This is a genomic window from Enterococcus sp. AZ149 (assembly GCF_051714285.1).
GTDB classification, from domain to species: Bacteria; Bacillota; Bacilli; order Lactobacillales; family Enterococcaceae; genus Enterococcus_D; species Enterococcus_D entomosocium.
On sequence record NZ_JBIORO010000001.1, the window covers coordinates 528125 to 554690 of the forward strand.

The window sequence follows — 26566 nt, forward strand, 5'->3', positions numbered from 1 at the left end:
CCGCACTACAAAAGGAGTGAGAACCATGGGTGTACCCGAATTAGAAGAATATAAATTTGGCTTCCACGATGACGTGCAGCCTGTTTTTAGTACCGGCGAAGGATTGACCGAAGACATCGTCCGTGAAATCTCACGGGTCAAGCAAGAGCCAGAATGGATGCTTGAGTTCCGCTTGAAGTCTCTTGAAGCCTTCAACAAGATGCCCATGCAAAACTGGGGCCCAGACCTGTCTGACATCGATTTTGATGCCATCAAATATTACCAAAAACCAAGTGATCGTCCTGCCCGTGATTGGGATGACGTACCAGAAAAAATCAAAGAGACCTTTGAGCGCATTGGTATTCCAGAAGCCGAGCGGGCATACCTGGCTGGCGCTTCTGCCCAGTACGAATCAGAAGTCGTTTACCACAACATGAAAGAAGAGTTTGAAAAACTTGGCATCGTCTTTACCGATACCGATTCAGCCTTGAAGGAATACCCTGAGCTGTTCAAACAATACTTCTCAAAATTAGTCCCACCAACCGATAACAAGCTTGCTGCTTTAAACTCAGCCGTTTGGTCAGGTGGTACCTTTATCTATGTACCAAAAGGCGTTCGTGTCGATGTGCCATTACAAACCTATTTCCGAATCAATGCCGAAAATACTGGTCAGTTCGAACGCACATTGATCATCGTTGACGAAGGCGCCAGCGTCCATTATGTTGAAGGCTGTACCGCCCCAACCTATTCAAGCAATAGTTTGCACGCAGCCATCGTTGAAATTTTTACCCTAAAAGACGCTTACTGCCGCTACACCACCATTCAAAACTGGTCAGACAACGTTTACAACCTAGTAACCAAACGGGCCAAAGCCTTAGAAGGTGCTACCGTTGAATGGATCGATGGCAACCTAGGTGCCAAAACAACCATGAAATACCCAAGTGTGTATCTTGATGGCAAAGGCGCACGGGGCACGATGCTTTCCATTGCCTTTGCAGGTGCCAACCAAATCCAAGATACTGGTGCAAAAATGATCCATAACGCACCAAATACCTCCAGCTCCATCGTCTCAAAATCAATTTCTAAAGACGGCGGTGCAGTAAACTACCGTGGACAAGTCACCTTCGGCAAGAAGAGCGCAGGCTCTATCTCCCATATCGAGTGTGACACTATCATCATGGATGACCTATCGAAATCCGATACCATCCCATTCAATGAGATCCACAACAGCCAGGTGTCCCTAGAACACGAAGCCAAAGTCTCCAAAATCTCAGAAGAACAACTGTACTACCTAATGAGCCGCGGTCTCTCCGAAAGCGAAGCAACCGAAATGATCGTCATGGGATTCGTCGAACCATTCACCAAAGAATTACCGATGGAATACGCAGTCGAATTGAACCGGTTGATTAGTTATGAGATGGAAGGCTCGGTTGGATAGCCTTTGAACACAAGCTCTAAGTATTGATATATCAGTACTTAGAGCTTTTTTTGTGCTGTCAAAAATCAATTGAATGCCATTTTGAATGCCATGTTAAAAATTAACATATGATGCGAATCTTTCGCCAGTTTCTTTTACTTTTTCAGGAGAAACATGAGCGTAAATATTCATCGTTGTTTTAACATCTTTGTGTCCCAAACGTTCTTGTACTTCCTTGATACTTGCTCCTGACTCAAATAACAAACTAGCGTGAGTATGACGAAAACCATGTAATGTAATTTTAGGTAAGTCATATTTTTCAAGAATATTGTACAACCAATCATTTGGAGCTTGAGGATAGTATAATTCGTTAAATTTATTCGTGAAAAGAAATTGGTCTTCTTTTGAAGTATTGTAACCAGCTTTTAAATACCATTCTTTTTGGTTTAAGCGCCATTGTTGAAGAATTAAAATTGTATTACGATCCAACATGTTAACTCGCTGAGAGCTTTTAGTTTTAGGTTCTTGAATAATGATTTTGCCATCTTCATCCAAGGCAAGAGTTTTTCCTATAGTCAATTTTTGATTGAATAAATCAATATCTCTCCATTGAAGAGACAAAGCTTCAGATTTTCTCATTCCTGTAAAAGCTAATAACCTGAAGAAAGCAAGAAGTTTAGTACTTGTTCGACCAGAAGACTCAATATGATCTTCTAAACAGGTGAAAAAAGTTTCTAATTGAGCTTTTGTGTAAAAATTTGGAAATTGTTCTACTTCTATTTTTCGAGGAAGCTGAGTCTTTCGCATTGGGTTACTGTCAATTATTTCCATTTGAATACCGAATTGAAGAACTTGACCCACAACTTTTCTAAAGTAATGGTACTGTTTATATTTGGAATGCCATAAATTAACAATTTTTTGACAATAAGAAACAGTAATTTTATTGAGTTTTAGTTTTCCAAAATGTTGTAAGCAATAATCCTCAATAAACCGTCGAGAAGTTGCTACTGTTGATGGTTTCACTTTTAATCGATATTGCTCTAACCATAAATCATATAGTTCTTTGAACGTAATTGAATTATTGGTTGTCAATTGTTGATTGTTTTTTTCAAAGTCTACTTGCAAACGGGATAGGGCAAGTTGGGCTTCTTTTTTTGTCTTAAATCCTCGTCTAGTAGTTTTAATACGTTCATTTGTAACAGGATGAGTACCTAAATATGCCTGAAATTGCCAAGCATTCTTGCCGTTCTTTTTTTGATATTGTATAAATTTAGCCATTTTTTTCTCCTTTATGTGTGGGGCACATAGGAAAGAAAATTAAAGTAAATCTTGGTTGGCTTTAATATAATCAATTTTTTTGACTAAGGAATCAATTTCATCAAATGGAATGGATTCAAAGAAAGAAGGTTTTAAAACAGTATTCCCTTTTTCGTTTAGTACAAGCTTACCCTCTTCATCGTAAAGTGGTTGTTCCGAGAACATTTGGTAAATGTATTCCGTTTTTTTGAATGCTTCATCAATTTCTTCGAGATAGTGTTCATCAAATACTTTCGCAAAACGCATCATTGTTTGAACGCGATCATCATAATCATCAATCCGATCCATCACGCTCTCAGTATCAGAAATAGCTACCTCTTGTGTTGTTCCAAAAAGTTGAGTGGCATTTGCCTTGAGAACTGTCGCAATTTTTTCCAAGCTTTCAAAAGTTGGGTACCGAACACCACGCTCGATATTTGAAATCGTTTGTTTGTTCAATCCAATTTTTGTTGCTAATTGTTCTTGAGAATACCCACGCTCTTTTCTTAGTCGTGCAACATTCCCACCAAAATTTTCAATCATGTTTATCACCTCTTGGTTACAGTGTAAACTATGTAGTCAAAAAAAGCAATAAAAATAGTCATAAAAGTTTACACTTTAAAATTTAAAATTTTAGTTGACATCTTATTAATATAGGTGTATTTTGTATATACAAAGAATTTAAAGTTTTATTAGTAAAACTAAATAACCTTCTTTGTAAACTCGTTTGGAAAGTGAGGTGAGAAAATTGACAATAGAAGAGACCCTTTTAGATTGGCAGAAGGAAAACTATCATCATGCCTATGCGATGATGAAAGAGGCATTGAACAGTGCGAAGGAAGAGCGAGATATTCTCAAACAAAAATACTGCGCGGAACATTTCGATGTGAGCGTAAATACCTTAAAGGATTGGGTCATACATGGCTGTCCTGAAATACGGTTAGAGTCTGGTATGGTGCTTTACAGTAAGAAGGCGGTAAGAGAATGGTTATTAGCGTATCAGCAATAAATTGGGGCACATAGGTGTGAAGTAACCATTGAATGGTCAGAATCGGGTTGGCGGATTGCCGTAGTCGTTCAGGCTCTCGCTTGGCAGTAGCCAATGAGCGAGAGGGTGGATACGAATACGTGCAACCCTCTGGTTTTGAGGGACGCCAGATTCTGGATTGGCAGAAGGTGTCTTTCTAACAGCACCTTCTATCCTTAAAAAAAATACCAAATGAATGAGCAATCAATAGTGAAAATGACTGATTTAATAAGGTTTATGGCTTGTTTTAAAAATTGAAAAGAAAAACAAATTTTGAAGGAGGTGAAAAAAGAGATGAAAGATGCAACGATGACAGAAAATGTACTTGGAAAAATTGATTGGTTACAGATTGTTTGCCAAAACATTTATTGGGAAGACCTATTTTCACAGTTGCTTCAAATTAGCCTAGATTGCGTTTCTGAGCAACTTGCTTATTTAAAGCATGAAGAATACGATGTGGTCTATAGCTGTGGCACAATCAAATATTATACGTATCACGATGCAGAACAATCGTATCAACGTGGAACGCTCATTATGAGTGGACAAGCTTGTACGATGTATGAGTGGGCATTATTAGCTTCTGACACTTCAGTGCTTGCCTTTCAAACACTTGCCTGGCGATTCCACCAGCAATCTCTAAATACAGATTTTACATTTGAAGTAAAACGGATGGATTTAGCTTTAGATGACTATAATCAAACTCCTTTTTTTAGTTTAGATTTGATTGTAGGGAAGGTGAAACGAAAGCAGTTTTTATCAAAAGGAAGAACCACAAAGCTCGTTGACAGTGAATTTGATAAGCAAACGCGTGCCAAAACGCAACAAATTGGAGCCGGTGGGTCTGAATGCTTGTTTCGTTTCTATGAGAAAGCAAAAGAATTAACAAAAGGATTGAGTGGAGAAGAAGCTGAAAAATTGTTTGAACAAGCACCAACTGTCCGGTTAGAAGCAGAAACGCGTCACAATACGGCCAATCAATTATTTGGGACACTTGCCTATTTGACAAAGGAACAAGAACTAACCAACTTGATACGAGGGTTTATTCAAACAGAACTAACTTTTTATAGTGATACTTCGTATAAAAAAGTGTGTCGCTGGTGGCAAGATTATTTAAAACCAACGATCATCCCTGTCATTCATCGACGGGTTGAAGAGTCATCATTTGACTCTACCTTAAATTGGTATCAATATCAGGGCGGATTTGCGGTGACACAAGCCATTTACTTTTTGGTTAATCATGGATTACCCATCCAACCAAAGCTTATAGGTAAAAAAGAACATTACGTTTGGTCTCCAGAATTGGCTGAGAAGTTGATTGATTTTGTCACACAACATCAACGAATGGACTTAATTCCATTGATTCAGAACAAAACAAAAAATCGCTCCATCAAAAAGATGGAACGATCACCAAAATAAACTAAACTAATTATAGCAAATATGAAGGGAAATGACGACACATGGCAAAAATGTTGAATATGAGAGATTTTGATTTTACAGCAATTGGAACTATTTTTGAATTAGATGAGGTGACACCAAAGTTTGCGACAGAAGAACGAACAAATGACCAAGGAAAAACGATTATGGGACAAGATGGTCAACCAAGAAAATTCAATACGGATGAAATCGTTGGGTATAAATATTCGGTGACGATCACAGAAGGTAATTACAGAAAAAAAGCGACTCAAGTGACAGTGAATAGTTTAGACAATCCGATTACGAATAAAGAAATTTTGAAACGAGAGAGTGTCAAATGTAAATTTATGAACTTGGAGCCCTCTATGATTGGGAATCCGATGTATTTTAAAGCAGATAAAATTCAGTTGATTGATGTTCAGAAGTAGTAATATGAGTATAAGCTAATTAAGATAGAGCTATTTACACCATATCGATGGTTTAAATAGCTTTTTATTGATAATGAATCTTTTATTTTTATGTAATAGTAATCGTTATTGTGTTTTTGTTAACGCTGACAATAACAAAATAATAAAAAAGAAATATTTATGATAAAATTAAAATGTAATAGAAAGAGTCATGTTTTTTTGCTAATTATTTATGAAAAAACAGAAAAATAAAACTACAATATTTATCAGTCAGTTATACATAATGATAATAGAAAAGTGAAATATTCAAAGAAATTACTCTTTACCAAAAGAATGGATAATAAAAATAATATACCTTTAGAACTAAAAATAAATTTAGGAGAGATTAGAATGTATACAATTGGTGTGTTATCTTTAATCGACTTAAAAGAAAATAGTCATTTCAAATTTTTAACGGAGAAAGGTTGGGCTACAAAAGAAATAATGAAGAAAGGAGTCTTTAACGTAGATTCACAAATTAGAGCTATAGTAATTGAAGAAAGTTCAATGCCGAAAACATGTTGTCAACTAATTGAACTAAAAAAAAGTACTATAAATAGAGATATTCCGATGTATATATTATCTAAAAAAAATTCTGAATACAATAAAGTTTATCTACAATTAGGTGTGGAAGCATGTTTCTCTATCGAAATAGATCCTGATGAGTTTTGTTCTACTTTAACTAATTTATTAAATCGTTGTTATTCAGTTACTTCTCAAATTACTAAAGAGAAATTTGAAAATAAGAGTTATTTGTCAAATAACATAGAGCTGATATTAGAAAATCGCAGCGTACTAATTGGTGGACAAAAAGAAGTGGGTTTAACCAATATAGAATTTAAAATTTTATATGTATTAAATGATAATGCCAACAAAACTGTGTGTTATGCTGATTTAATAGAGAAGGTATGGACCATTGAACAAAATAAGAACGAGCTAAAATATAAAGTTGCTAATGTGGTTTTCCACTTAAGGAATAAAATTGAAAAAAATCCAAAGTCTCCTGTTTTTATTAAAACTGTACGCTCTAGAGGGTACATGTTATGTCTTAATTAATCAAATATTTTAACAAACTACGATTCAACATGTTCAGTAATAATTGCTAAGTTTGGTTGAAAAGAAAATGATTCTAAAAATTATCTACTGACTATGAAGTAAAAAGGCTATATCTTCAAAAGTATTTGATGTTAATTAACATTCAAATACTTACAGTTTTTAAAAAAATTATTTTATCCTATAGAGTTGGTTCTTTTATAAATAAAAGTAAAAAAAGGGATTAGTCATATTCCTAAAACATCTATAAGTGTTTTGCATATGACTGATTTTAATAAAAGGAGGTGCCACAGTTGTAAAATAATTGAGAAAGAGGGTGACAATTATTTTAAAATCCTAGTTTGCATGTTTGCTTCAAAATTTCTTATTTTTACAAGTTTTAATAAAGAAAATGTTTTATTTTATATACAGCATAAAGCTACTATCTTTATTGGCTAGAAAAATTTGAAAAAATATAGTGATTGGAGAGATATTCATGAAACCAAAAGTAAAAATCATTATGAGTACATTAATTTTACTTTCTTCTATTACAAGTCTATTTTTAGGTTCTATAGTTTATGCTGAGAGCAATGAACCAATTCCAAACAACTATGTTATATCTTCAAAAAAAATAACCCCTTATGTTATTGAAATAAAAACCGTTTCTAATTTAGAGTTGTATAAAAATAATAATTCAGAAGAAGTTTCAGTATTAACCATGGATTTTACTGATGCTAAATTTTTTGATGAATATGGTAAATTAGTTGATAAAAATAAAGTTATGGAAACAATGAAGCCAATCTCTCAAACTTTTGGAGCAGGTAGTTCGGGTGGCAGTTGGCAAACAGGATCCGGGTATGCAGTATGTAAAGGAATGAGAGTATCAGGCAATTCTGGAATGATTGGATTACAAGTTAGTTACAAAGTAGATTTTCAAAATCTTCAAAGAAATTATGATCGCTTAGACAGAGTATACGGTGCTACGGTCGATGGTTCTGGAACATGGACATGGATAAATAATGGAGTTTTTCGATCTCAAGAACAAGCTGGTTATTCAGCTTATGGAGGAATAAAGGGACAATGGACAGTTAATTGGCCAGGACTTCCAGGGGGAACTTCTACAAAATATTTGTATTTTAGAGTTGGTAATGACACTTATTGGTTAGATCATAATTTATAATCGATTAGAGTTGAGATAATATGTAGTTAATTGAATATTTCTCAACTCTATTTATATTTGAGAAAGGAGTCATTTTTCTATGAGTGCTGAACTATCACTATATCTAGGTATTTTTTTCTATTTATTTTTAACAGTTTTTATTTTTTTAAGCTTGTTTAGTTTATACAAAATTATTCGACTATTGGAAAGTATAAAATCAAGTATCAAAAAAAATGAGAGATATAAATAGAAACCTACTTTTTACAGGGATGTTGTGCTTATTTTAGTATAATTTCCCCTTTTTTATTTTTGAAATTTGCTGTTTATTTTGGATTTATGAAGAAAAAAATATGAGGCATATGTGAACTTAGAGCCCTTTAAGAAGTAAGTGTTTATTTTAAATTAACAAACAGAGAAAACAAATCAGATGGATATATTGGATTAAGTTCAATCTTTGAAGTTCTTTACAATATTTTTTCACATGATTTGAAGATTGATAACTAAGAACGATACATTTGATTATTCTTTTGATATGTGATGACTATGATATAATTGTTTTGACAGCGTATTAACGGTTGATTATGAAATAAAGAGGAGGATGTTATATGTATATTAATAAAGTAGAGATTAAAAACTTTAGAAACTTTAAACTAGCAGAAGTTGAATTAGAGAAGCAAATGGTAATTGTTGGTGAAAATAAAATTGGAAAATCTAATTTCTTGCATGCATTACGGCTAATCTTAGACCCAAAGTTACCTGATTCAAATCGGATATTACAAGAATCCGATTTTTGGGATGGCTTACCAAGACCTTTAAAAGATGAAGAAATAGTGATAAATATTGAACTTACAGATTTTGAAGATAATGATAAGCTAGTTTCAATTCTTTCAGATTTTTTAGTAAAGGAAAAACCATTAACTGCAGGTTTAACTTACAGATTTTTTCCTGAAGAAGATGATGATAATATAACGTATAATTTTAAAGTATTCGGAACAAATACAGAAAATAACTTTAATTACGAGCAAAGGAAATGGTTGCCGTTTGAAGTGTTATCAGCTTTAAGAGATACAGAAAATGATTTAACCAATTGGAAAAAATCGCCTTTAAGACCACTAATAGAAAAAGCAATCAAGGAAACGGAAGAAGAAGAACTTGAAAAAGTTGCTGAGGAGATTACGCAATCAACTAATTCTTTAAAAGAATTAGAAGAGATTGAAGTTTTAACGAAAAAAATCAATTCAAAATTGGAAAATATAGTGGGAGATAATCATGCAATTGAAACAAGTTTAGGTTTCACACCAGCAGATGCATCCAAATTGTACAGAGCTATAAAAATGTTTATAGATGGTGGAGACAGAGGAATTAATGAGGCCAGTTTGGGTTCATCAAATTTGTTATATTTAGTTTTAAAACTTCTATCTTTAGAACAGTATGTAGATGAAAATCAGCGCGCTCATACATTTTTTGCAGTTGAGGAACCAGAAGCACATTTACATCCACATTTACAAAGACTGCTATATAAATATTTATTGAATCATGATGAGGTTATTTCAAAAGATGGTCAGAAACACCAGCTTCATAGTATTTCAAATGTGTTAACGACACATTCACCACACATTGCAAGTGTTGCTCCTTTGAAATCAATTGTCCTGTTAAGAAAATCTAGCGATGAAGAATCTACTGAGATAGTTTCTACAGCAATTATTGAGTTAGATGACAAAGATATTAAAGATTTAGAACGATATATTAATGTCACTAGAGGAGAAATTTTGTTTTCAAAAGGAGTTATTCTAGTTGAAGGAGATGCTGAAGAATTTTTACTTCCTTCACTAGCTAAAGTGATAGGGATAGATTTGGATAAATATGGAATTACTATTTGCTCAGTATCAGGAACTAACTTCTTACCATATGTGAAACTTTTAGGCAAAAAAGGTTTAAACATTCCAATTTCGATTCTTACGGATTATGATCCAAAACTAGGTGGAAAAAAGCCTCTTATTCATAATAGACTAATTAAATTATTAAACTTTATAGATGAGGACTATGATCACGATGATTGTGAGATTAATGATCTTATAGGATATGGAGAAGAAGAGGGAATATTTTCGAATACCCATACTTTAGAAGTGGATCTTTTTAATACCATGTCCGATGAGATTACAAATACACTTTTAGAATTATCTCCTTCTAAAAATGCCGCTAGTAGAGCTCAAGTATGGAAAGATAATGATAACATTGAAGGTTATGAAGAAAAGTATTTATCTGATATAGAGAAAATTGGTAAAGGAAGATTTGCGCAAAGATTGTCAACTAATCTTACAGATGAAACCAAAATACCTGAGTACGTAGAGGAGGCAATTGAATATGTCGTCTCCCAACTTCAATAAATTTCTCTATAAAGAAGCAGCAAGAGATTTAGAAAATAATGAAGAACAAAAAATAGTTTACAATTCTACTGGGAATTGTGTTGTTCTTGCAGGTCCAGGAAGTGGTAAGTCGAAAGTACTTACTTTAAAATTGGCAAAAATGATAAATGAAGATGTTGAGCCGCCTCAAGGAGTGGCATGTCTAACATACAATAAAGAGTGTGCGAGAGAATTAAAGGAAAAACTAAATAAGATAGGAATTTATGAGTCTTCTTCAATTTTTATTGGTACAGTCCATTCATTTTGTTTGAATCATGTAATCAAACCTTTCAGACATTTAGTGAAGACAAATTTACCAAACAAAATTAAGGTAGCAACATCTCAAGAAATATATTCTGCTAAGTTGAATTCTTTCAATATGACAATAGGTAAACGTGAAAGGATAAATAGCGGGTTCCTTATAGCTTTTGATGTATACAGACGAACTTTTGTAGAAAGAACTTCATTTGATTGGGCAACAGATGATAGTGATATAGCAGAGTGGATTATCAATTATGAGACTGAACTGCATCGTCAGGGATTAATAGATTATGATGATATGGTCTTGCATGGGTTATGGATGATTGAAGAGCATCAATGGATACAAAATATTTTGCGAGCAAAGTTTCCTATTTTAGCTGTTGATGAATATCAAGATTTAGGAACATCGTTAGATAAAATTGTAAGACTTCTATGTTTAGAAAATGATGTGCGTCTTTTAGCCGTTGGGGACCCAGACCAATCAATCTATGGTTTCACAGGTGCTAAACCCCATTTATTAAATGAGCTAGCTAATCGTTCCGAAATTTTAAAAGTACAATTGAAGAAGAATTATCGTTCGAGGGAGGTAATTGTAAAAGCTTCAATAGCAACTTTACTAGAAGATCGAGATTTTATATCTAGTAGAGAAGGAGAAGGTAAAATTGAATTTCATGAAATAAAAGATGGTTTAGAATCACAATGTGATTACATTTGTCAAACAATTGTTCCTGATATTCTCTCTTCAGAGTCTTCAAATACTCTTGGTGATATAGGTATCCTATATATTGATAAAAATGATGGAGATAAGATAGCCGAAAGAGTAACTAAAGCTGGATATCAATTTATTAGAGTAGATGGAAATGCTCCTTACAATAAGAATAAACTAACTTTATGGATAGAAAATTGTGCTATGTGGTGTTCAGGTGGACGGTTACAGGGAAATCCAAGATACTATGATATTGAACAAACTTATTGTGATTTCTTTCTGAATATTAAAATTTCAGAAAAAAAAATAGAAGAAAAGAAAGCAAAACTATTTAAATTTTTGGATCAAAATAGAGATAGTGAATCAAATTTATATAGTTGGCTTCAAATTTTTAAAGAACAAATTATATTAGATTTAAAGAGTTGCTTCTCTGATGAGCCAGATGTTTTTACAGAATTCAATAAGCTAATTACTTCAGCAGAAAAAGGGCAGTTAAAAGACTTTAAAGTGTCTTCACTATCTCGCCAAGTAGGTTCTAAAGACCACTTAAACCTATACACTTTGCATAGCTCTAAAGGATTGGAATTTAAGTATGTTATTATATTTGGTTTAGAATATGGAAGAATACCATGGATAAATATTAATGAAGAAAAGGTTAACGAGTCTAGAAGGTTGTTTTATGTCGGAATTACTAGAGCGAAAGATGAAATTCACTTACTATATTCAGGGTGGTATTGTAATAGCTCTGGAAGAACTTTCAGTCAAGGTGTTTCTCCTTTTGTTTTAGAACTTGAAGAGTATATTGAATACCAGCAATAGTTGTAACTAGAGAAAAATAAGAATTTAATAAAGAATAAGAGAGCATGATTAGAAAATTGAACGGAATTGGACAAATAGCTGGTCCGAAGAATGTTAATAGTTAAAACATAATTTTATGAATGATATTATTTTTATGAAAGTATATTTTGCTTTCCTATGTGCCCCACAAACTAATTTTTTGAATGCCAAATTGAATGCCATTTGTTTACTAGTTGCTGAAGTTTAGTGATGTAAAATTTTTAAAATCCTATTAAAATTATTAGTTTGACAGTTAATTTCAGACTATGATATTTAGAATATCTACTGGAAGGGTCTGTGGGGTAATCATATAGTACGAACTTCAAATGTTGATATACCAGCATTTGAAGTTTTTTTATTTATTGATTTTAGTCAGTTTCATGGGACTGAAGAATCAATTCTGATTCATCTGTCCCATGAATTATAGAGTCATTTCTATCGGTCCTAAGTTTATAAACGCTGAGAGACACTTAGCTTGATTCCTATCAATTAGTACTAAAAATTCAGTATAATTTCAGTTATTCCTTATAGACTTTCTAGCTTATCATCTATTATTTTTATTCTATTATTTTCCATTATTTTAAAGAATGGATAGTAAATAAAAATGCTGACCAAGATAAGTACGAAGCAGAAAATAATATTACGCCAATCCATACTAGAAAGATAGGCTTGCGCAAAGAAAGGTGTGAATGAGGGATCAATTATAAATCCTAATCCAATCCATCCAAATTGCTGAGCAAAATAAGTTAATAATAAAGAGACAATAGGTGTAAATAAAAATGGAATTGCTAAAATAGGATTGAAGACGATTGGTAATCCAAAGATGACTGGTTCATTGATGGAGCAGATTCCAGGGATTAATGATAATTTTCCTATCGTACGATATTCTGGAACTCTACTTCGCATCATTAGTAACACTAATCCCAAGGTTCCACCAGCTCCGCCAAGAACGGAAACACGGAACATTTGAAGATTCATCAAGTGGGTCATCGTCTCATTATTTGTCATTTGTTCAGCATTTAAGCCAGTTTGGGCGATTCCTAACGTGAAGACGATTGGGAAGATAATTGAGGAGCCGTTAATACCAAACATCCACAAGATATTCCCTAAAGTTACAATAAATAAAAAACCTCCTAAACTGCCAGCAATGTTTGTTGCAGGCGTTAGTAATTGCATTATTGCTTCTGGGAAAATTGTATTTGTTGTCGATAAGACAATTAGATTGGCGCCATAAAAAATAATGATGTTAGTAAGTAGTGGCACCAACATATTGATAAAGGTTGCGACCATTGGTGGGACAGTATCTGGAAGTTTCAGCTTGATATTTTTTATTTCAAAAGTGCGATTCACCTCTACGACAAGTAAACCGATGATAATTGCAACGAAAAGGCCATTCGTACCTAAAAAATCTAGTGAAATCATTCCATCTTTCACAGGAGTGCAAACCGTTAGAAAAATGACTACTGCGATCATTCCGTTCATGGATGCATTGAATTTATATTCATGAGCAAGTGAGAAGGCAATACCAAAAACATTGATCAAACCGATGATACCCATCGTCAAATTATAAGGCGCAGTAATTACATCATAATTTGCTACTGCAAAATATTTCCAACCGGCCATGAATTGCATGAAGTAATTTGCTGTTTCTGGGTTGTAACGGTCAATATTTATAGGTGGATTGGCAAAAATCAGAAAAAAAGAACCGATAACAATAAAAGGCAGACTGAACATCATCCCACTGGATATAGCTTTCAAATGACGTTGATTTCCAATTTTAGCTGCTAATGGACTCAGTATTTCATTAAGCTTTATGACAAGTGCAGAATTTTCCATACTATTTCCTCCTATACTTGCCAAGGGTTGAAAGCAAAAGCACTTGGCACGACACGTTCTGGATCATATTTCTCAATTATTTTTTCATATTGTTCTTTGTAATTATTATCAATATCGGCTTGAGGAATTACTTTACTTGCTTCATATAAAAAATGTTCGGACCCTCGCCCCATTTCTTGCCCACGAGTGGTGTGTTTATCCAAAGCAATATCTGGTATTTCTGGAATATAGCCCATAGCGAAGCTCTTTATAACGATATTTTTGAGTAAATCGGATGAACGATCCTTTTCAGAATCACATAAGTAACGTATTGCATGGAAGAAATACATTGCACGGTCTGATTCATTATACTGGAATTCTCTACGCATCACGTTCAAATTATTAATCATGATGGCAGCTAAAGGATTACCCATTCCTACATCTTCTACACTAATTGCCAATAAGCGTCGCCATAATTTTTCTTCAAATTGTGGCGAGGTAATGTACATTTCATATGCAAACTCGCAAGCATCTTTTTCCTTTCCACGGCGAATCGATTTCTGTAGTGCAGAAATAACTTCATCTCCTCGCAGCCCGTTACGTGTGGTCATCTTTGCCCATGGATCTTGAATGAATTTACTTTCTGTCATGATATAATACTCCTAACTAAAAATTTGAGGTGGATCTTATGGATATTGAAATGCTTATCGACAAATATCAGTTGAACAATTCAGAAGCTGATGTCTTAAGATTTATGTGGAAAAATCGTCAGTCATTAAAAAACTTAGGTATTCGAGATGTTGCCAAAGCTTCTTATGTTTCTACTGCTACAATTATACAAATGGCTAAAAAAATTGGCTTTACAGGATATAGTGAATTAGTCTTTTCGGTAGGCAATCAGCGGCACAGTATGATCTTGCCTAAAATCTGTTCAGACAAAGAAAAAGAGACATTTATTCGTCTGATGTCTGATTACCAAGATAGACGAATGATGATCCTTGGATCAGGATTTTCTCAAAATATAGCAAATTATTTTTCTGAAGCTCTTAATCTACATGGTTTCCGTGCGACTGCCAATAGTCATCTTGAATTCTTGAGAGAAAATGTTCAAAGCGATATCCTGCTTTTTATTATCTCAAATTCAGGGGATACGGTTCGCTTAGCTGAATTAGCTAAAGTTGCGAACGATCATCATATTGATTTGATTGCTTTTGTTGGTGAAAAGAATTCAAAGATAGGTAACTTGGCGACATTAACAATCAGTACTGAAACATATGCACCGAAAAGAATATCAGATTATCAACCCAATCTTTTTTTTGGAACAACATTAAATCAATTTGAAATCTTACTGAGTGAAGCATTATTAGCTATTTTTAGCTAGAAGAACGATGTGGCCACTGTTTCTTCATTCATTAGTATAAATGGTTTCAAAACGAATGTAAGTGTTCTCTCGATATTAAAAACATGTTTTGAAATTTAAAAACTTGTTTAAAAATTATACTCTCAGCTTTTAAATCAGCAAAGCTTCATTTTATTGTTCTCGCTAGTTTTAATCATTATTCGTATTTTATTTATAAGATAAGTGAAGTAGTTTGAAATAAAATGAAATTTTTTTTGTTAAGAAAGGAACCCTAAGTGCTATGTAAGTGAAATAGAAATATTTCTATACATTTTTTGTTCTAACTGTTCATTAAAATATTTATAAAGAGCGATTGGTTTATCTTTTTTGAATAAATGAGAATCAATATAATTGATTGAGCAATTCTTGTCACTCTCAATAATTATTCAAAAAAATAAATTCACCCTTGATACCGGTTTCATAGTATGCTAAACTGTGTCCATAAGTGATAGGGTGCTACTATTAAATTAGGCACGACCGAAGAAAGGTTTCTTTCTTTGGTCGTTTTTTATTGTTTGAAAACAACTCGATAGTTTCAGAAAAATAGTTATTCTAATTTTGAAGAACTATGCGGAAAGGGGGACAATCAATGTTTGTGGTAAAAAAACTGAATCATAATGCCGTTTTGATTGATGATGATGGAGTTGAAAAAATAGCAATGGGGAAAGGTCTTGGGTTTTCAGCGGTAGTCAATCAGCCATTTGATCCAGTGTTTGCAGATAAAATTTTCACATTGGATTCAAAAGAAAAAACAAAGCGATTTAGTGAGATCGCTGCACAAATCCCGATTGAATTTATTGAGTTTACTGAAGAGATGATTCAACTGATTTCCACTAGGATCAGCTCTCCATTAGATTCCAATATCTATATTACATTGACAGATCATATGTATTTTGCCGTTCAAAGAAAAAGAGAAGACAGTCATGTAACTGCCATTATGCTGCCAGAAATGAAACTTCTTTATCCAACCGAATATGATACAGCTGTCGAGGTAGTTGAACGGATCAATCACCAGTATCAAACGGAATTGGGTGCAAATGAGGTCGGATTTATCACGATGCACATTATAAATGCGGAATTAGGTGAGCCCAATAGCTTGAACAGTTTGAAAATATTAGAAATGACGACAACGATCTTGAGCTATTTAGAAAAATCTTATTTAGAAAACTTTGATAAAGAATCACTGACATATCATCGCTTAATGATCCATATCAAGTTCTTGGTCAAGCGTTTGATTTATAACGAAGCCTCTCCAGAAGAAAATTTTGGCTTTTTTACGGAAACTTTTAAGAGCAGCGAAGCATACCAAGCAGCTTTAAAAATCAAGGAAATCATAGAAAACCAGTTTCAACTGGCAGTTCAAGAGAATGAAGTTATTTATTTAGCCATTCATTTAGCACGTATCTATTAAATAAGTGAATCCGGGCGTAACTAGTTGGTAGGCGCAACCGAATGAAACATAGCACACAAGCTATGCTCATTTGGTTGCGCTTTTTTAGCGGAAAAAGAAAGGAAGAATGAAATGGGAAAAGTAATTTTTAATTCGGATGATTTTGGTTACAGCTATGGTGTTAACTATGGCATTTTAGATGCCTACCAGCGAGGGATCCTCACCTCGACAACATTGATGGCAAACATGCCTGGTTTTGAACATGCAGTGAAACTAAAAAAGGAGGTGCCGGGTCTAGGAGTAGGGGTTCATTTGACCCTAACATGCGGAAAACCACTTTTGGAAAACGTTGATAGTCTAACAGAAGGTGGCCGATTTAGACCGTTGAAGTTTTATCAGCAACCATTTGCTATTGACCAAGATCAGCTCTATCAAGAATGGAATGCTCAGATTCAAAAAGTATATCGAGCTGGGATCTTGCCTACGCACTTAGACAGCCATCACCATACGCATTCTTTTGGCAGCAATCAGGAAGTAGTGATTGCTTTAGCCAAAAAATATGATTTGCCCGTCAGAGGAAACTTTGAGCGAAGTGAAGAAGTGCGGCATGTCGATTATTTTGAGCCGTATTTTGATGACGTGGGAGAAAAAGAGGTGAAAAAAAGACAAATTAGTACGTCTATTGAAGCCTATTTGAAGGATTTGTATAAAAAGCTTCAAGGGAACCAAACGATCGAAGTCATGTGTCATACTGCTTATTTGGATCAGGAGTTATTAGAGGGGTCGAGTTTCATTTATCCTCGTGTGAAGCAGGTTGAATTTTTGATTCATTCGTCGTTTGCTCAGAAAGTAAAGAAAGATCCGTCGATTGAATTAACTACTTACAAAACAATTTAATATAGGAGGAATGTAATAATGACGAATTTTAAAGCAAATGTACAAAAGTTAGGGCGGGCAATGCTGTTGCCAGTTGCAGCAATGCCGCTAGCAGGATTGATCATGCGGCTATCAGCTGACGACATGTTGAATATTCCCGTTTTGGGAGCGGCTGGCAATGCAGTTTTCGGCAATTTGGATATCCTGTTTGCGATTGGGGTCGCAATTGGTTTTGCTAAAACCAAAGACAAAGGAATACCAGCACTTACTGGTTTCTTAGCAATAGCTACCTTGAAAAAAGGGTTGGAGATTATGAATCCAGCAGTAAGTATGGGTATTTTTGGGGGCATCATTTCCGGACTGATTGCCGCTTGGACTTATAACCGCTTTAAGGAACAAAAATTACCGATGGTTTTCTCTTATTTTGCGGGTGAAAAATTTCCTTTGACGATGGTCATGATTTTACAGACGATCTCAGCGGTTGTTTTCGGTTTGGTTTGGCCGATCATACAAATGGGTATCGACAATTTTGCCAAAATGCTGGTTGACATGGGGGCACTCGGTGTTGGGATTTTTATGTTTTTAAATCGATTGTTGATTCCCTTTGGCTTGCATCACGTTTTGAACACCTATGTATATTACGATTTAGGAAGCTATACTTCACCTAGCGGGGAAGTTTTCCGAGGAGAAATGACACGCTTTATTAATGGCGATCCGCAGGCAGGATTGTTTTTATCAGGATTTTTTGTGGTGATGATGTTTGGAATACCAGCTATCTGTTTAGCGATTTACAAAGCAGCGTATAAAGAAAACAAAGAGATGGTTAAAGGAATCATGGGAAGCGGTGCTGCCACATCGTTTATTGCCAATATTACAGAGCCTGTTGAATTCAGCTTTATGTTTCTCTCCCCTATGCTGTATGTGATCCATGCCTTTTTTGCTGGGCTAGCAGGGATCGTCTGTTATTTGTTTAATATACGAATTGGTTTCACTTTCGGAGCATGTATTGTAGATTATCTTATTAATTTCCGTATCGCGACGAATGCTATTCTGATCCTTCCAATTGGGCTCGTCTTTTTCGCCTTGTATTACTTTACCTTTTATTATTTGATTAAAGCGAGAAATATCCAGACATTGGGCCGAGAAACTGCGACAGAATTTGGGGAAGAAATATCTCCAGAGGAAACAGAGTTGGGATTGGCGAGCAAAAATTATGAATACATGGCAAAAAAAATGCTCCAAGCGTTTGGCGGGAAAAACAATATTTTGGATGCATACAGCTGCAACACACGCTTGCGTGTTGAAGTTGCTGATTCTTCATTAGTAGAGGAACAACGAATCAAGCAATTAGGCGTGAGCGGGATTATCAAGCCAACTGAAAAAAACTATCAAGTGATCATTGGGTTAGAAGTGACATATGTAATGGCTGAATTTGATAAATTATTGGAACAATAGAAAGGAAGAAAATAGGATGAAAAAACAAATCATTACCATCGCTGGAGGCGGAAGTACTTATACACCAGGAATTGTTCAGGCTATTTTAAATAATGCACAACGTTTACCGTTAGCTGAAATCCGTTTGTATGATATTGATGCAGAACGAAATGCAGATATGTACTTGATTATTCAGTTTATGTTGAAAAAAGAGGGCTTTTCAGATGTCCAGATCATTTCAACAGAAGATCCTAAGCATGCGTTTACTGGCTGTGACTTTGTATTCTCGCAGATTCGTGTTGGCGGAATGAAAATGAGAGAAAAAGACGAAAAAATCCCCTTGAATCATGGGCTAGTTGGACAAGAAACGTGTGGATTAGGCGGTTTTGCGTACGGCATGCGTTCAATGAAAGGATTGCTAGAGATCGTCGGTTATGTGCAAGATTATGCATCTGAAGCATGGATCTTGAATTATACAAATCCAGAATCGATCGTCTCTGAAGCGGTTCGCAGAACGTACCCAAATGCAAAAATGATCAATGCATGCGACATGACCATCTCGATCGAAGAAACGATTGCCGTCAACTATGGTTACAACCGTGAAAATTGGATACCGACATATTATGGGTTAAATCATTTTGGCTGGTATACCTCTATCTATGATAAAGAGCTAAAACGAGAAATCATGCCGGAAATTATTGAAAAGCTGACAGCACAAGAAATGCAGGTTGCTGACTTTAATGCAGGGGATAAAACTTGGCAAGAAGCGTTTCAAATGATGTCAGTCATCACGAGAAATTTTCCAAACAATATCCCTAACAATTACTTAGAGTATTATTTGTATCCAGATATGGTTGTAGAGCATACAGACAAAAAATATACGCGAGCAAATATGGTGATGGATGGCCGTGAGAAAAATACCAAAGAAATGGCAGATAAAATCCGACGCGGAGAGAAAGAAGATGTCTTAAATTTTAACTTTGGTGAGCATGGACAATACATTGTGGATATGGCGACATCTTTATTAAATGATGAACGGCGCCGATTTATGCTGATCGTGCCCAATCAAGGAGCAATTCCTAATCTGCGTTCGGATGCCGTAGTTGAGGTGCCTGCTTACGTGGGAGCAACGGGAGTGGAGCCGATTGCACTGAGAGAACCGATTTGTGACTTTCACAAGGGATTAATGGAGGCGCAAGTGGCTGCTGAAAAACTCCTTGTTGATGCTTACTTTGAAGGGTCTTATCAAAAAGCATTGCAGGCATTCACATTGAATCAGACTGTTCCGAATGCGCGAGTGGCTAAAAAAATCTTAGATGAAATGATTGAGGCAAATAAAGAATATTGGCCTGAATTAAAGTAGAGGTGATGGAACGTGCTCTTTTTTAAAGAAAAAAAAGTGTTGAGAGCTGTGGCAAAAGGTCAAATTATTCCTTTGGCAGCTGTAAAAGACCAAGTGTTTTCCTCGAAAATGATGGGGGAGGGCTATGCAATCATCGATCATGACGGTCATGTCTATTCTCCCGTTGAAGGAACGATCGAAAATATTTTTCCAACGTATCATGCAATAACAATTGGCAGTAAATCAGGAGAGAAAGTTTTGATCCATATGGGGATTGATACGGTTGAACTAAAAGGGGCACCTTTTTCTATTCACGTCACCATCGGTCAGAAAGTGCCTTGTGGTACTTTATTAGCTGAGATGGATTTGCAACAACTGGTTGAAGCAAAAAAAGATGCAGCTATCATCGTTGTTTCACCTGACCTGTCGAAAGGAAAACTGCTGAAAACAAATCAACAAGTATCGATACAAGACGATTGCTATCAATTTTAAAAACGCAAGAAAAGGCTGAGGTTTTCGCTCAGTCTTTTCTTAAGCGTATATTATAGGAGAAATGATGATATTCTTTTATTTTTTACCAGCGATAGGATGGGGTGTCATGCCGCTTATTGCGAAGCTGACTCGAGCCAAACCAATTAATCAGTTAGTTGGAACGACAACTGCTGCTGTGTCAGTCAGCTTATTGTTTACTTTTCTTATAAAACCAGAATTTACAAATATTTCCGTCATGATCGCATTTATTTCTGGATGTTTTTGGGCGATTGGACAATACTTCCAATTTTACTCGTTTCAATTTTTACCGGTATCAGAAGCAATGCCTATTTCTAATGGTACTCAACTAATAGGGACAACCTTTGTTGCCGCCTTCTTTTTCCAAGAGTGGACAAATGTTTCCATGTGGCTGATTGGCAGTGGAGGGATATTGCTGATTGTACTTGGTATATGGCTGACGTCATGGAAAGAAAAACAAACATTAGAGAATCAAAAGCGGACAAACCGAAAAGCAGTTGCCTATTTGTCGCTTTCCTCTGCGGCTTTAACCTTATATATAGTTTTGCCGCAGGCATTTCAAGTAAGCGGCTCAGGTATATTATTTCCGCAAGCAATAGGTATGTGGAGTGCATCAGCTGTTTTTGCTTTTTTTAAACAAAGAGAAATTGATTGGCAGCAAATCAGAAAAAATATTAGTACGGGCATTGCGTGGAGTATGGCGAACATTAGTCTATTTTTAATGATCCCAATGCTAGGGGTAGCAAAGAGTTTCACTTTTTCACAATTTGCTGTTTTGATTTCCATGTATGGCGGATTGTTGGTTTTCAAGCAGAAGAAAAAGCGTAAAGAATTTCTTTTATTGAGCTTAGGGGGAGCTTGCATAATTGGAGGAATATTGCTTATTGGTTTCATCAAGTGATTTTGAAAAAGACGAGTTTAATAAGATGTTTCAGTGCTCTTCATTCGTCAAATGCTTTAAGAACAAAAATCACAATGCTATACTAGAATCAATAGTATTCGATTCCTTTGTATTGTAAACATGTATTTTATGTGAAAGCATTTTTCAATACAACAACATACAAAAACAAGTGAGCCACGGAGAAATAACTCTATAACCAACCACTTACAAGACTATATGAAATCAGAGTCCGTATTAAAAGGGATGGATAACTATTCGCCAACCATTCAGAGATGATAAAAACCGATCATCCAAAAACTCTTAACCCTACAAAACGAAAGGAGCCAGGCCTACCATGCAAAACCAACCCTCTTCAATGGAACGGATCAATAAATTCCGAGATGATCGCAATTGGCGACAATTCCATAATGAAAAAGATCTAGCTATTTCTATCTCCATCGAAGCCGCCGAATTGTTGGAGATTTTTCAATGGAAAACACCTGAAGAAGCCACTCAAGATTTCGAACATCTAAAAGAAGAAATTGCCGATGTTCTGATTTATTCCTATATGCTGGCAGACAATTTGGGTCTTGATATTGATGAGATCATCAAAGAAAAGCTGGAAAAAAACAACATGAAGTATCCGGTGAAAGAAAGTAAAGATTCGAAAAAGAAGTATAATGAATTGTAACAAAAAGAAGCAAGGACGCTGCAGGTTCTTGCTTCTTTTTTTGATGGAATAGGAGCAGCAACGGCTTTCTGAATTCATCTTCGATTGGTTACGAACGTCAAAAATCTGTCATAATTGAGAAAGTTGAAGATAACTTCAAATTGGTTACAATTTTTCGGAAAGTTGAAGTTAACTTCAAATAAGCGCAATTTTTGATAAAAAATGAAGTTAGACCTACTGTCTGCTCGAGCAAAAACAAGATTATCCTATCCGAAAATGAAGACAAGATCATCGGGAAAAAATCGGCAACAATGAAGGGCGTTTTCTATCAAAAAGATTTCTCCCCAAAAACCTAAAAAACCTATTGCCCCCCAAGCCCACTTACTGTATAGTAAACAAGAATATTTCATGAAAATAACCAAAAATAACTAATTAAAAAGACTTTGTTATTGAAAATTGCGATTAAACGATGCTGTAAACGGAATGTAAGAAGGAGAAAACAATGACGTATTTAACAAACAATTTTGTGAATTGCATGATCACTTTAGGGTTTATCTTCATCCATCTATTTTCAAATGTTATCTCATCCAGAAAACTAAACGTGCAATACATGAGCTCCTTTGCCGCTGGGGTAGGAATCTCCTATGCGATCGTTCATCTATTGCCCCATTTGGCGTATTTTCAAACGGTGTTGATTGATGAATTTGGCTGGGACTCGGGGATTTTTTATAGTCATGGGGTCTATGGCATCGTTTTGTTTGGCTTAGTCTTCAGTTACGTGATCTACAAAATCGATGAGCGGACGTTTATGGTGTTAGAAAAGAAAGACATCACCAGTGCCAAAAACGCCTTTTTTTGGTCGGATATCGCTTTTCATGTGATTTATAATATTATGATCGGCTATATCGTGATTGCCAATACGCTATCAGAGCGTTTCTACATTTTGACCTACTTTATCGCTTTTGGTTTGCACTTTCTCATGAACGATTGGTTGCTCTATCACCATCATGGTGCCCTTTATAACAAATATGGCCGCTTTGTGCTTTCCTTCAGTATTTTCGCGGGAGCGGCGTTCTCCCTCTTTGTATCATTGCCCTACTATTTGGTGGTCATCATTGAAGCCTTGATCACCGGCGCTTTGCTGGTGAATATCATCAAATTTGAGTTACCCAATGAAGGGGAAGGCAGTATTCGTGGGCTATTGGTAGGCACGATCTGCTCTGGAATTTTGTTTGTATTTGTCTAACGCGAAAAGGAGGACTGAATCATGGATGATTCGGTCCTCCTTTTTTTATAAATACGCAAAGTAATCACTATTTTCTATTTCAATCGAACAAATCACAATAGTTTTTTATTTTTTTGACCATTATTTACAATTTTATTGCAATGTTCGCTTGCTTTTCCCAAAAACATTCTATAAAATGTAAGCGAATAGAAACCAAAAAAATAGGCACCCCGTAATTCTGTTGGCGCAGACTTACGAGGCCCTGATCAGTCAGACCCCTAAGCAGGATGACCAATCAAGTTGCCATAGTTGATCGCCAAAGGCATCAACGTGTTTATTGTACCCGATTTCCTTGTCGATTTCTAGTAGATTCAGGCAGGTTTTTGGGCAAAAACCGTGGGATGCTGGACGCTTATTTTGCTATGCCAAAGGCATTGGACAATCTTGTCCAATGCCTTTTTTGTCGTTTGAAACGGTTCATGCGCAGGATCGTTTGCGGCAAATAAAAGGTGTGAAGATCAGTTGAGAACAGTTGCATGGAAAATAGGCAGTCATAGTTGAGAAATCCAATGCCTTACGTTCTTACTGTGTTCATAGCAATAGCGTTTTGGCGATCAGCACTTCAATCCTAGGTTCTTGAAGGTGGCAAGCCTTGGTTTCTATTCACACTTCGAAAAGATACCTGAACGCACTCTTTCAGCGATCTTTTAAGGTTAAGGAGGAAGCTTATGAAGGATTCGTTAAAGAAATTTATGGAAGAAAAAATGCTGCCATGGGGAATGAAAATTGGCGGTGAAAAGCATCTAGTTGCCATCCGTGATGGACTTGTCACCACGATGCCTTTGATCATTATCGGTTCCATTTTTGTTATTTTATCCAACGTTCCATGGGAAGGCTTTAACCTATTTGTTACTAGTATTTTTGGCGGGGAATGGCGCAGTAAATTAGACTTTGTCGTCCAAGTGACCTTTGGTGTGATGGCGCTGTTCAATTCCTTTGCTATTGCGTATAGTTTAGCAACCACTTACCGCGTCAGCGGTTTATCTGCCGGTGTATTGGCAGCGTCGATTTTTCTTTTAGTCACTCCGATTGAAGATGGCGGCATTCAAATGTCTTATCTTGGTAGCCGCGGGCTGATCGTAGCAATCATCACCAGCCTGATCACGGCGGAGATCTTCCGATTATTCGTACAAAAGAATATCGTGATTCGCATGCCAGAAAACGTTCCCCCGGCGGTCAGTCGCTCCTTTATTGCATTGATCCCCTCATTCTTTTGCCTCTCGCTTTTCTGGGTGATTCGTTTATTAGTGGAATCATTCGGCAACACGAATGTTCATGATCTGCTGTATAGCCTTGTGGGACAACCTTTATCGATCATTGGCGGAGGCTTTATAGGCGGTCTGTTTGCCATTATGTTTACGTCATTGTTTTGGTCAGTGGGCATCCACGGTTGGGACTTGGTCCTGAGCGTCCTGCAGCCGACATGGATTCAAATGATCGATGAGAATCGGATCGCTTTTCAAAACGGCGAAACGATTCCGCATATCATCAATTATACCTTTATGAATACCTTTGTCTGGATTGGCGGTAGTGGGGTGATTTTGGGCTTGGCGATCTTGCTTTTAGTCAGAAGTAAAAGTAAGTATTTAAAAGAGTTGGGGAAACTCGGATTTCCATCAACGGTTTTTAATGTCAATGAACCCATCATGTTTGGGTTGCCCGTTGTCATGAATCCATTGATTTTGTTCCCATATATTCTGACACCGGTCGTTTGCTATATTATCTCTTATACGACAGTTGCCATGGGGATCGTCCGACCTGCCGTCGTTTTGGTTCCCTGGTCGATGCCGCCAATCATCGGTGGTTATCTAGCCACAGGCGGACATATTTCGGGGGCAATCTTACAGCTGGTGAATCTGACGGTTTCTATCGCCATCTATTATCCATTCTTCAAAATGCTGGATAATCGGACATTAGCCAGTGAACTCGGTTCAGAAAGTGGGGCGTAAAATGAAGACAAAACGATTTTTGAATTGCACGGCAGCTGATTTTAAATCATTTGATAAAGACCAACTATTGGAAAGTATTCGAGGAAGTGCAGGTCGGACGATCGTAGCAGAAAATGACGTCCAGATCGATCCGATGTCTAGAGGAATCACCAATGCTGAATTCGTCGCTGCATTTGGGGCGGATTTGATTTTGCTGAACCTTTTTGATTGCGAAAACGGCGCTATCAAAGGTTTACCGACAACGGATGACCCCATTCGCTTTTTGCAGTGCTTAACGGGGCGGCCTATTGGGGTCAATCTTGAGCCTGTCGACGATTGTGCGGAGCAGATGGAACAGTTGACAACTATCGCTACTGGGCGTTTGGCAACAAAGAAAAACATGGCTCGTGCAGAAGCACTTGGATTTGATTTTATCTGTCTGACAGGAAATCCTTCCACTGGCGTTTCAAATAAGGAAATCACAGCGGCAATCCAACAAGCAAGAGCCGTTTTCTCTGGGATCATTATTGCTGGAAAAATGCACGGAGCTGGTGTCAATGAACCCGTGTTAGATGAAAAAATTGCGTCTGCGTTCATTCAAGCTGGAGCCGATGTTATTCTTGTACCCATTGCAGGCACGATTCCTGGTCTGAGTGAACAACACATGAGTGATCTTGTAGCCTTTATTCACCAAAAAGGGCAGTTGGTCATGGGCACCATCGGTACTACACAAGAAGGTGCAGATAGAGGCACGATCCGTGCCTTGGCATTGACTAGCAAACGTGCCGGTTGCGACCTTCATCATATCGGAGATGCGGGTTTTTCTGGGACCGCTGATCCCGAGAACATCTTGCAACTATCCATCGCCATCAGAGGCAAGCGCCATACCTATCACCGAATGGCCGTCTCAGTGAACCGTTAGGTGGAACAAATGGTCACATGCCTATGAAAGGCAAGAAGTGTTAGAAGAATTTTTCGTTGAGTGTTGAATAATGAAGCAAGACCGAAACAGAGAGTGAACTCTTTGTTTCGGTTTTTTATAGTGAGTAGCATTGAAGT

General features: G+C 36.2%; 24 protein-coding genes. 20 read left to right on the plus strand and 4 right to left on the minus strand.

Annotation, left to right across the window (positions count from 1 at the left end; genetic code table 11):
- Positions 1-25 precede the first annotated feature (25 nt).
- Positions 26-1417: a Fe-S cluster assembly protein SufB gene (gene sufB / locus IGI94_RS02470; protein ID WP_005232103.1), complete on the plus strand. Its 1392-nt coding sequence runs from the start codon at positions 26-28 to the stop codon at positions 1415-1417.
- A gap of 93 nt (positions 1418-1510) precedes the next feature.
- Here the strand turns inward: sufB and IGI94_RS02475 are convergent, their stop codons facing one another.
- Together IGI94_RS02475 and IGI94_RS02480 are read right to left on the minus strand one after the other, a co-directional pair.
- Positions 1511-2674: a tyrosine-type recombinase/integrase gene (locus tag IGI94_RS02475; RefSeq protein ID WP_438899384.1), complete on the minus strand. Its 1164-nt coding sequence runs from the start codon at positions 2672-2674 to the stop codon at positions 1511-1513.
- A gap of 39 nt (positions 2675-2713) precedes the next feature.
- Complete coding sequence (locus tag IGI94_RS02480) at positions 2714-3235, minus strand: helix-turn-helix domain-containing protein (protein ID WP_311780441.1); 522 nt, start codon at positions 3233-3235, stop codon at positions 2714-2716.
- A 205-nt stretch (positions 3236-3440) separates the two neighbouring features.
- Between IGI94_RS02480 and IGI94_RS02485 the strand changes: the two genes are divergently transcribed.
- From IGI94_RS02485 to IGI94_RS02520, 8 genes are all read left to right on the plus strand, one after another.
- Entirely contained in the window at positions 3441-3701 is a 261-nt protein-coding gene (locus tag IGI94_RS02485) for a hypothetical protein (protein WP_074401752.1), read from the plus strand.
- 32 nt (positions 3702-3733) lie between these two features.
- Positions 3734-3880 (plus strand): hypothetical protein, encoded by a 147-nt coding sequence (locus IGI94_RS02490; protein ID WP_438899385.1) that lies wholly within the window; start codon positions 3734-3736, stop codon positions 3878-3880.
- Positions 3881-4013: 133 nt separating this feature from the next.
- On the plus strand, positions 4014-5135 hold the full coding sequence (locus IGI94_RS02495) for a replication initiation factor domain-containing protein (protein WP_438899386.1): 1122 nt from the start codon (positions 4014-4016) through the stop codon (positions 5133-5135).
- Between the two features lie 41 nt (positions 5136-5176).
- Positions 5177-5560, plus strand: a complete 384-nt coding sequence (locus IGI94_RS02500) for a hypothetical protein (protein WP_438899387.1) — start codon at positions 5177-5179, stop codon at positions 5558-5560.
- 369 nt (positions 5561-5929) lie between these two features.
- Positions 5930-6634, plus strand: a complete 705-nt coding sequence (locus IGI94_RS02505; protein WP_438899388.1) for a response regulator transcription factor — start codon at positions 5930-5932, stop codon at positions 6632-6634.
- A 472-nt stretch (positions 6635-7106) separates the two neighbouring features.
- Entirely contained in the window at positions 7107-7790 is a 684-nt protein-coding gene (locus tag IGI94_RS02510; protein WP_438899389.1) for a hypothetical protein, read from the plus strand.
- Positions 7791-8374: 584 nt separating this feature from the next.
- Positions 8375-10156 carry an ATP-dependent nuclease gene (locus IGI94_RS02515; protein ID WP_438899390.1) on the plus strand — a complete coding sequence of 594 codons (1782 nt, stop codon included), beginning with the start codon at positions 8375-8377 and terminating at the stop codon, positions 10154-10156.
- Positions 10134-11960: a UvrD-helicase domain-containing protein gene (locus tag IGI94_RS02520; RefSeq protein WP_438899391.1), complete on the plus strand. Its 1827-nt coding sequence runs from the start codon at positions 10134-10136 to the stop codon at positions 11958-11960. Before IGI94_RS02515 ends, IGI94_RS02520 begins: the two co-directional genes overlap by 23 nt.
- Positions 11961-12503: 543 nt before the next feature.
- On the opposite strand, the gene IGI94_RS02525 is transcribed toward IGI94_RS02520, so the two are convergent.
- Together IGI94_RS02525 and IGI94_RS02530 are read right to left on the minus strand one after the other, a co-directional pair.
- Positions 12504-13814 carry a PTS sugar transporter subunit IIC gene (locus IGI94_RS02525; protein ID WP_438899392.1) on the minus strand — a complete coding sequence of 437 codons (1311 nt, stop codon included), beginning with the start codon at positions 13812-13814 and terminating at the stop codon, positions 12504-12506.
- Positions 13815-13825: 11 nt separating this feature from the next.
- The gene (locus IGI94_RS02530; protein ID WP_061053728.1) at positions 13826-14443 is read right to left on the minus strand and encodes a hypothetical protein; all 618 of its coding nucleotides are present in this window, start codon (positions 14441-14443) and stop codon (positions 13826-13828) included.
- 38 nt (positions 14444-14481) lie between these two features.
- On the opposite strand from IGI94_RS02530, the gene IGI94_RS02535 reads away from it, so the two are divergent.
- The 11 genes from IGI94_RS02535 to IGI94_RS02585 all read left to right on the plus strand — a co-directional run bounded on the left by IGI94_RS02535 (position 14482) and on the right by IGI94_RS02585 (position 26429).
- Complete coding sequence (locus IGI94_RS02535; protein ID WP_438899393.1) at positions 14482-15174, plus strand: MurR/RpiR family transcriptional regulator; 693 nt, start codon at positions 14482-14484, stop codon at positions 15172-15174.
- A 607-nt stretch (positions 15175-15781) separates the two neighbouring features.
- The gene (locus IGI94_RS02540; RefSeq protein WP_061053730.1) at positions 15782-16603 is read left to right on the plus strand and encodes a PRD domain-containing protein; all 822 of its coding nucleotides are present in this window, start codon (positions 15782-15784) and stop codon (positions 16601-16603) included.
- Between the two features lie 111 nt (positions 16604-16714).
- Positions 16715-17479 carry a carbohydrate deacetylase gene (locus tag IGI94_RS02545; RefSeq protein ID WP_139960392.1) on the plus strand — a complete coding sequence of 255 codons (765 nt, stop codon included), beginning with the start codon at positions 16715-16717 and terminating at the stop codon, positions 17477-17479.
- Between the two features lie 18 nt (positions 17480-17497).
- Complete coding sequence (locus tag IGI94_RS02550) at positions 17498-18913, plus strand: PTS transporter subunit EIIC (RefSeq protein ID WP_194199285.1); 1416 nt, start codon at positions 17498-17500, stop codon at positions 18911-18913.
- A gap of 16 nt (positions 18914-18929) precedes the next feature.
- Positions 18930-20255 carry a family 4 glycosyl hydrolase gene (locus IGI94_RS02555; protein WP_429961722.1) on the plus strand — a complete coding sequence of 442 codons (1326 nt, stop codon included), beginning with the start codon at positions 18930-18932 and terminating at the stop codon, positions 20253-20255.
- A 12-nt stretch (positions 20256-20267) separates the two neighbouring features.
- Positions 20268-20726 (plus strand): PTS glucose transporter subunit IIA, encoded by a 459-nt coding sequence (locus IGI94_RS02560; RefSeq protein ID WP_061053734.1) that lies wholly within the window; start codon positions 20268-20270, stop codon positions 20724-20726.
- Positions 20727-20787: 61 nt separating this feature from the next.
- Positions 20788-21645, plus strand: coding sequence for a GRP family sugar transporter (locus tag IGI94_RS02565; protein WP_438899394.1), 858 nt, complete (start codon positions 20788-20790; stop codon positions 21643-21645).
- Positions 21646-21979: 334 nt separating this feature from the next.
- Positions 21980-22315: a nucleotide pyrophosphohydrolase gene (locus IGI94_RS02570; RefSeq protein WP_061053736.1), complete on the plus strand. Its 336-nt coding sequence runs from the start codon at positions 21980-21982 to the stop codon at positions 22313-22315.
- Between the two features lie 481 nt (positions 22316-22796).
- Entirely contained in the window at positions 22797-23540 is a 744-nt protein-coding gene (locus IGI94_RS02575) for a hypothetical protein (protein WP_008377866.1), read from the plus strand.
- Between the two features lie 707 nt (positions 23541-24247).
- Positions 24248-25528, plus strand: coding sequence for a PTS cellobiose transporter subunit IIC (celB, locus tag IGI94_RS02580; RefSeq protein WP_016620743.1), 1281 nt, complete (start codon positions 24248-24250; stop codon positions 25526-25528).
- A 1-nt stretch (position 25529) separates the two neighbouring features.
- A complete protein-coding gene (locus tag IGI94_RS02585; protein WP_016620742.1) occupies positions 25530-26429 on the plus strand; it encodes a DUF7916 family protein in 900 nt (299 codons plus the stop codon).
- Positions 26430-26566: the final 137 nt, after the last annotated feature.

Bases quoted from the DNA above. Each gene is read 5' to 3' on its own strand.
- IGI94_RS02495 (WP_438899386.1), top strand. From the start codon at position 4,014: ATGAAAGATGCAACGATGACAGAAAATGTACTTGGAAAAATTGATTGG.
- sufB (WP_005232103.1), top strand. From the start codon at position 26: ATGGGTGTACCCGAATTAGAAGAATATAAATTTGGCTTCCACGATGAC.
- IGI94_RS02515 (WP_438899390.1), top strand. From the start codon at position 8,375: ATGTATATTAATAAAGTAGAGATTAAAAACTTTAGAAACTTTAAACTA.
- celB (WP_016620743.1), top strand. From the start codon at position 24,248: ATGAAGGATTCGTTAAAGAAATTTATGGAAGAAAAAATGCTGCCATGG.
- IGI94_RS02585 (WP_016620742.1), top strand. From the start codon at position 25,530: ATGAAGACAAAACGATTTTTGAATTGCACGGCAGCTGATTTTAAATCA.
- IGI94_RS02520 (WP_438899391.1), top strand. From the start codon at position 10,134: ATGTCGTCTCCCAACTTCAATAAATTTCTCTATAAAGAAGCAGCAAGA.
- IGI94_RS02510 (WP_438899389.1), top strand. From the start codon at position 7,107: ATGAAACCAAAAGTAAAAATCATTATGAGTACATTAATTTTACTTTCT.
- IGI94_RS02490 (WP_438899385.1), top strand. From the start codon at position 3,734: ATGGTCAGAATCGGGTTGGCGGATTGCCGTAGTCGTTCAGGCTCTCGC.
- IGI94_RS02565 (WP_438899394.1), top strand. From the start codon at position 20,788: ATGATGATATTCTTTTATTTTTTACCAGCGATAGGATGGGGTGTCATG.
- IGI94_RS02525 (WP_438899392.1), bottom strand. From the start codon at position 13,814: ATGGAAAATTCTGCACTTGTCATAAAGCTTAATGAAATACTGAGTCCA.
- IGI94_RS02500 (WP_438899387.1), top strand. From the start codon at position 5,177: ATGGCAAAAATGTTGAATATGAGAGATTTTGATTTTACAGCAATTGGA.
- IGI94_RS02480 (WP_311780441.1), bottom strand. From the start codon at position 3,235: ATGATTGAAAATTTTGGTGGGAATGTTGCACGACTAAGAAAAGAGCGT.
- IGI94_RS02575 (WP_008377866.1), top strand. From the start codon at position 22,797: ATGACGTATTTAACAAACAATTTTGTGAATTGCATGATCACTTTAGGG.
- IGI94_RS02545 (WP_139960392.1), top strand. From the start codon at position 16,715: ATGGGAAAAGTAATTTTTAATTCGGATGATTTTGGTTACAGCTATGGT.
- IGI94_RS02475 (WP_438899384.1), bottom strand. From the start codon at position 2,674: ATGGCTAAATTTATACAATATCAAAAAAAGAACGGCAAGAATGCTTGG.
- IGI94_RS02530 (WP_061053728.1), bottom strand. From the start codon at position 14,443: ATGACAGAAAGTAAATTCATTCAAGATCCATGGGCAAAGATGACCACA.
- IGI94_RS02550 (WP_194199285.1), top strand. From the start codon at position 17,498: ATGACGAATTTTAAAGCAAATGTACAAAAGTTAGGGCGGGCAATGCTG.
- IGI94_RS02570 (WP_061053736.1), top strand. From the start codon at position 21,980: ATGCAAAACCAACCCTCTTCAATGGAACGGATCAATAAATTCCGAGAT.
- IGI94_RS02540 (WP_061053730.1), top strand. From the start codon at position 15,782: ATGTTTGTGGTAAAAAAACTGAATCATAATGCCGTTTTGATTGATGAT.
- IGI94_RS02535 (WP_438899393.1), top strand. From the start codon at position 14,482: ATGGATATTGAAATGCTTATCGACAAATATCAGTTGAACAATTCAGAA.
- IGI94_RS02555 (WP_429961722.1), top strand. From the start codon at position 18,930: ATGAAAAAACAAATCATTACCATCGCTGGAGGCGGAAGTACTTATACA.
- IGI94_RS02505 (WP_438899388.1), top strand. From the start codon at position 5,930: ATGTATACAATTGGTGTGTTATCTTTAATCGACTTAAAAGAAAATAGT.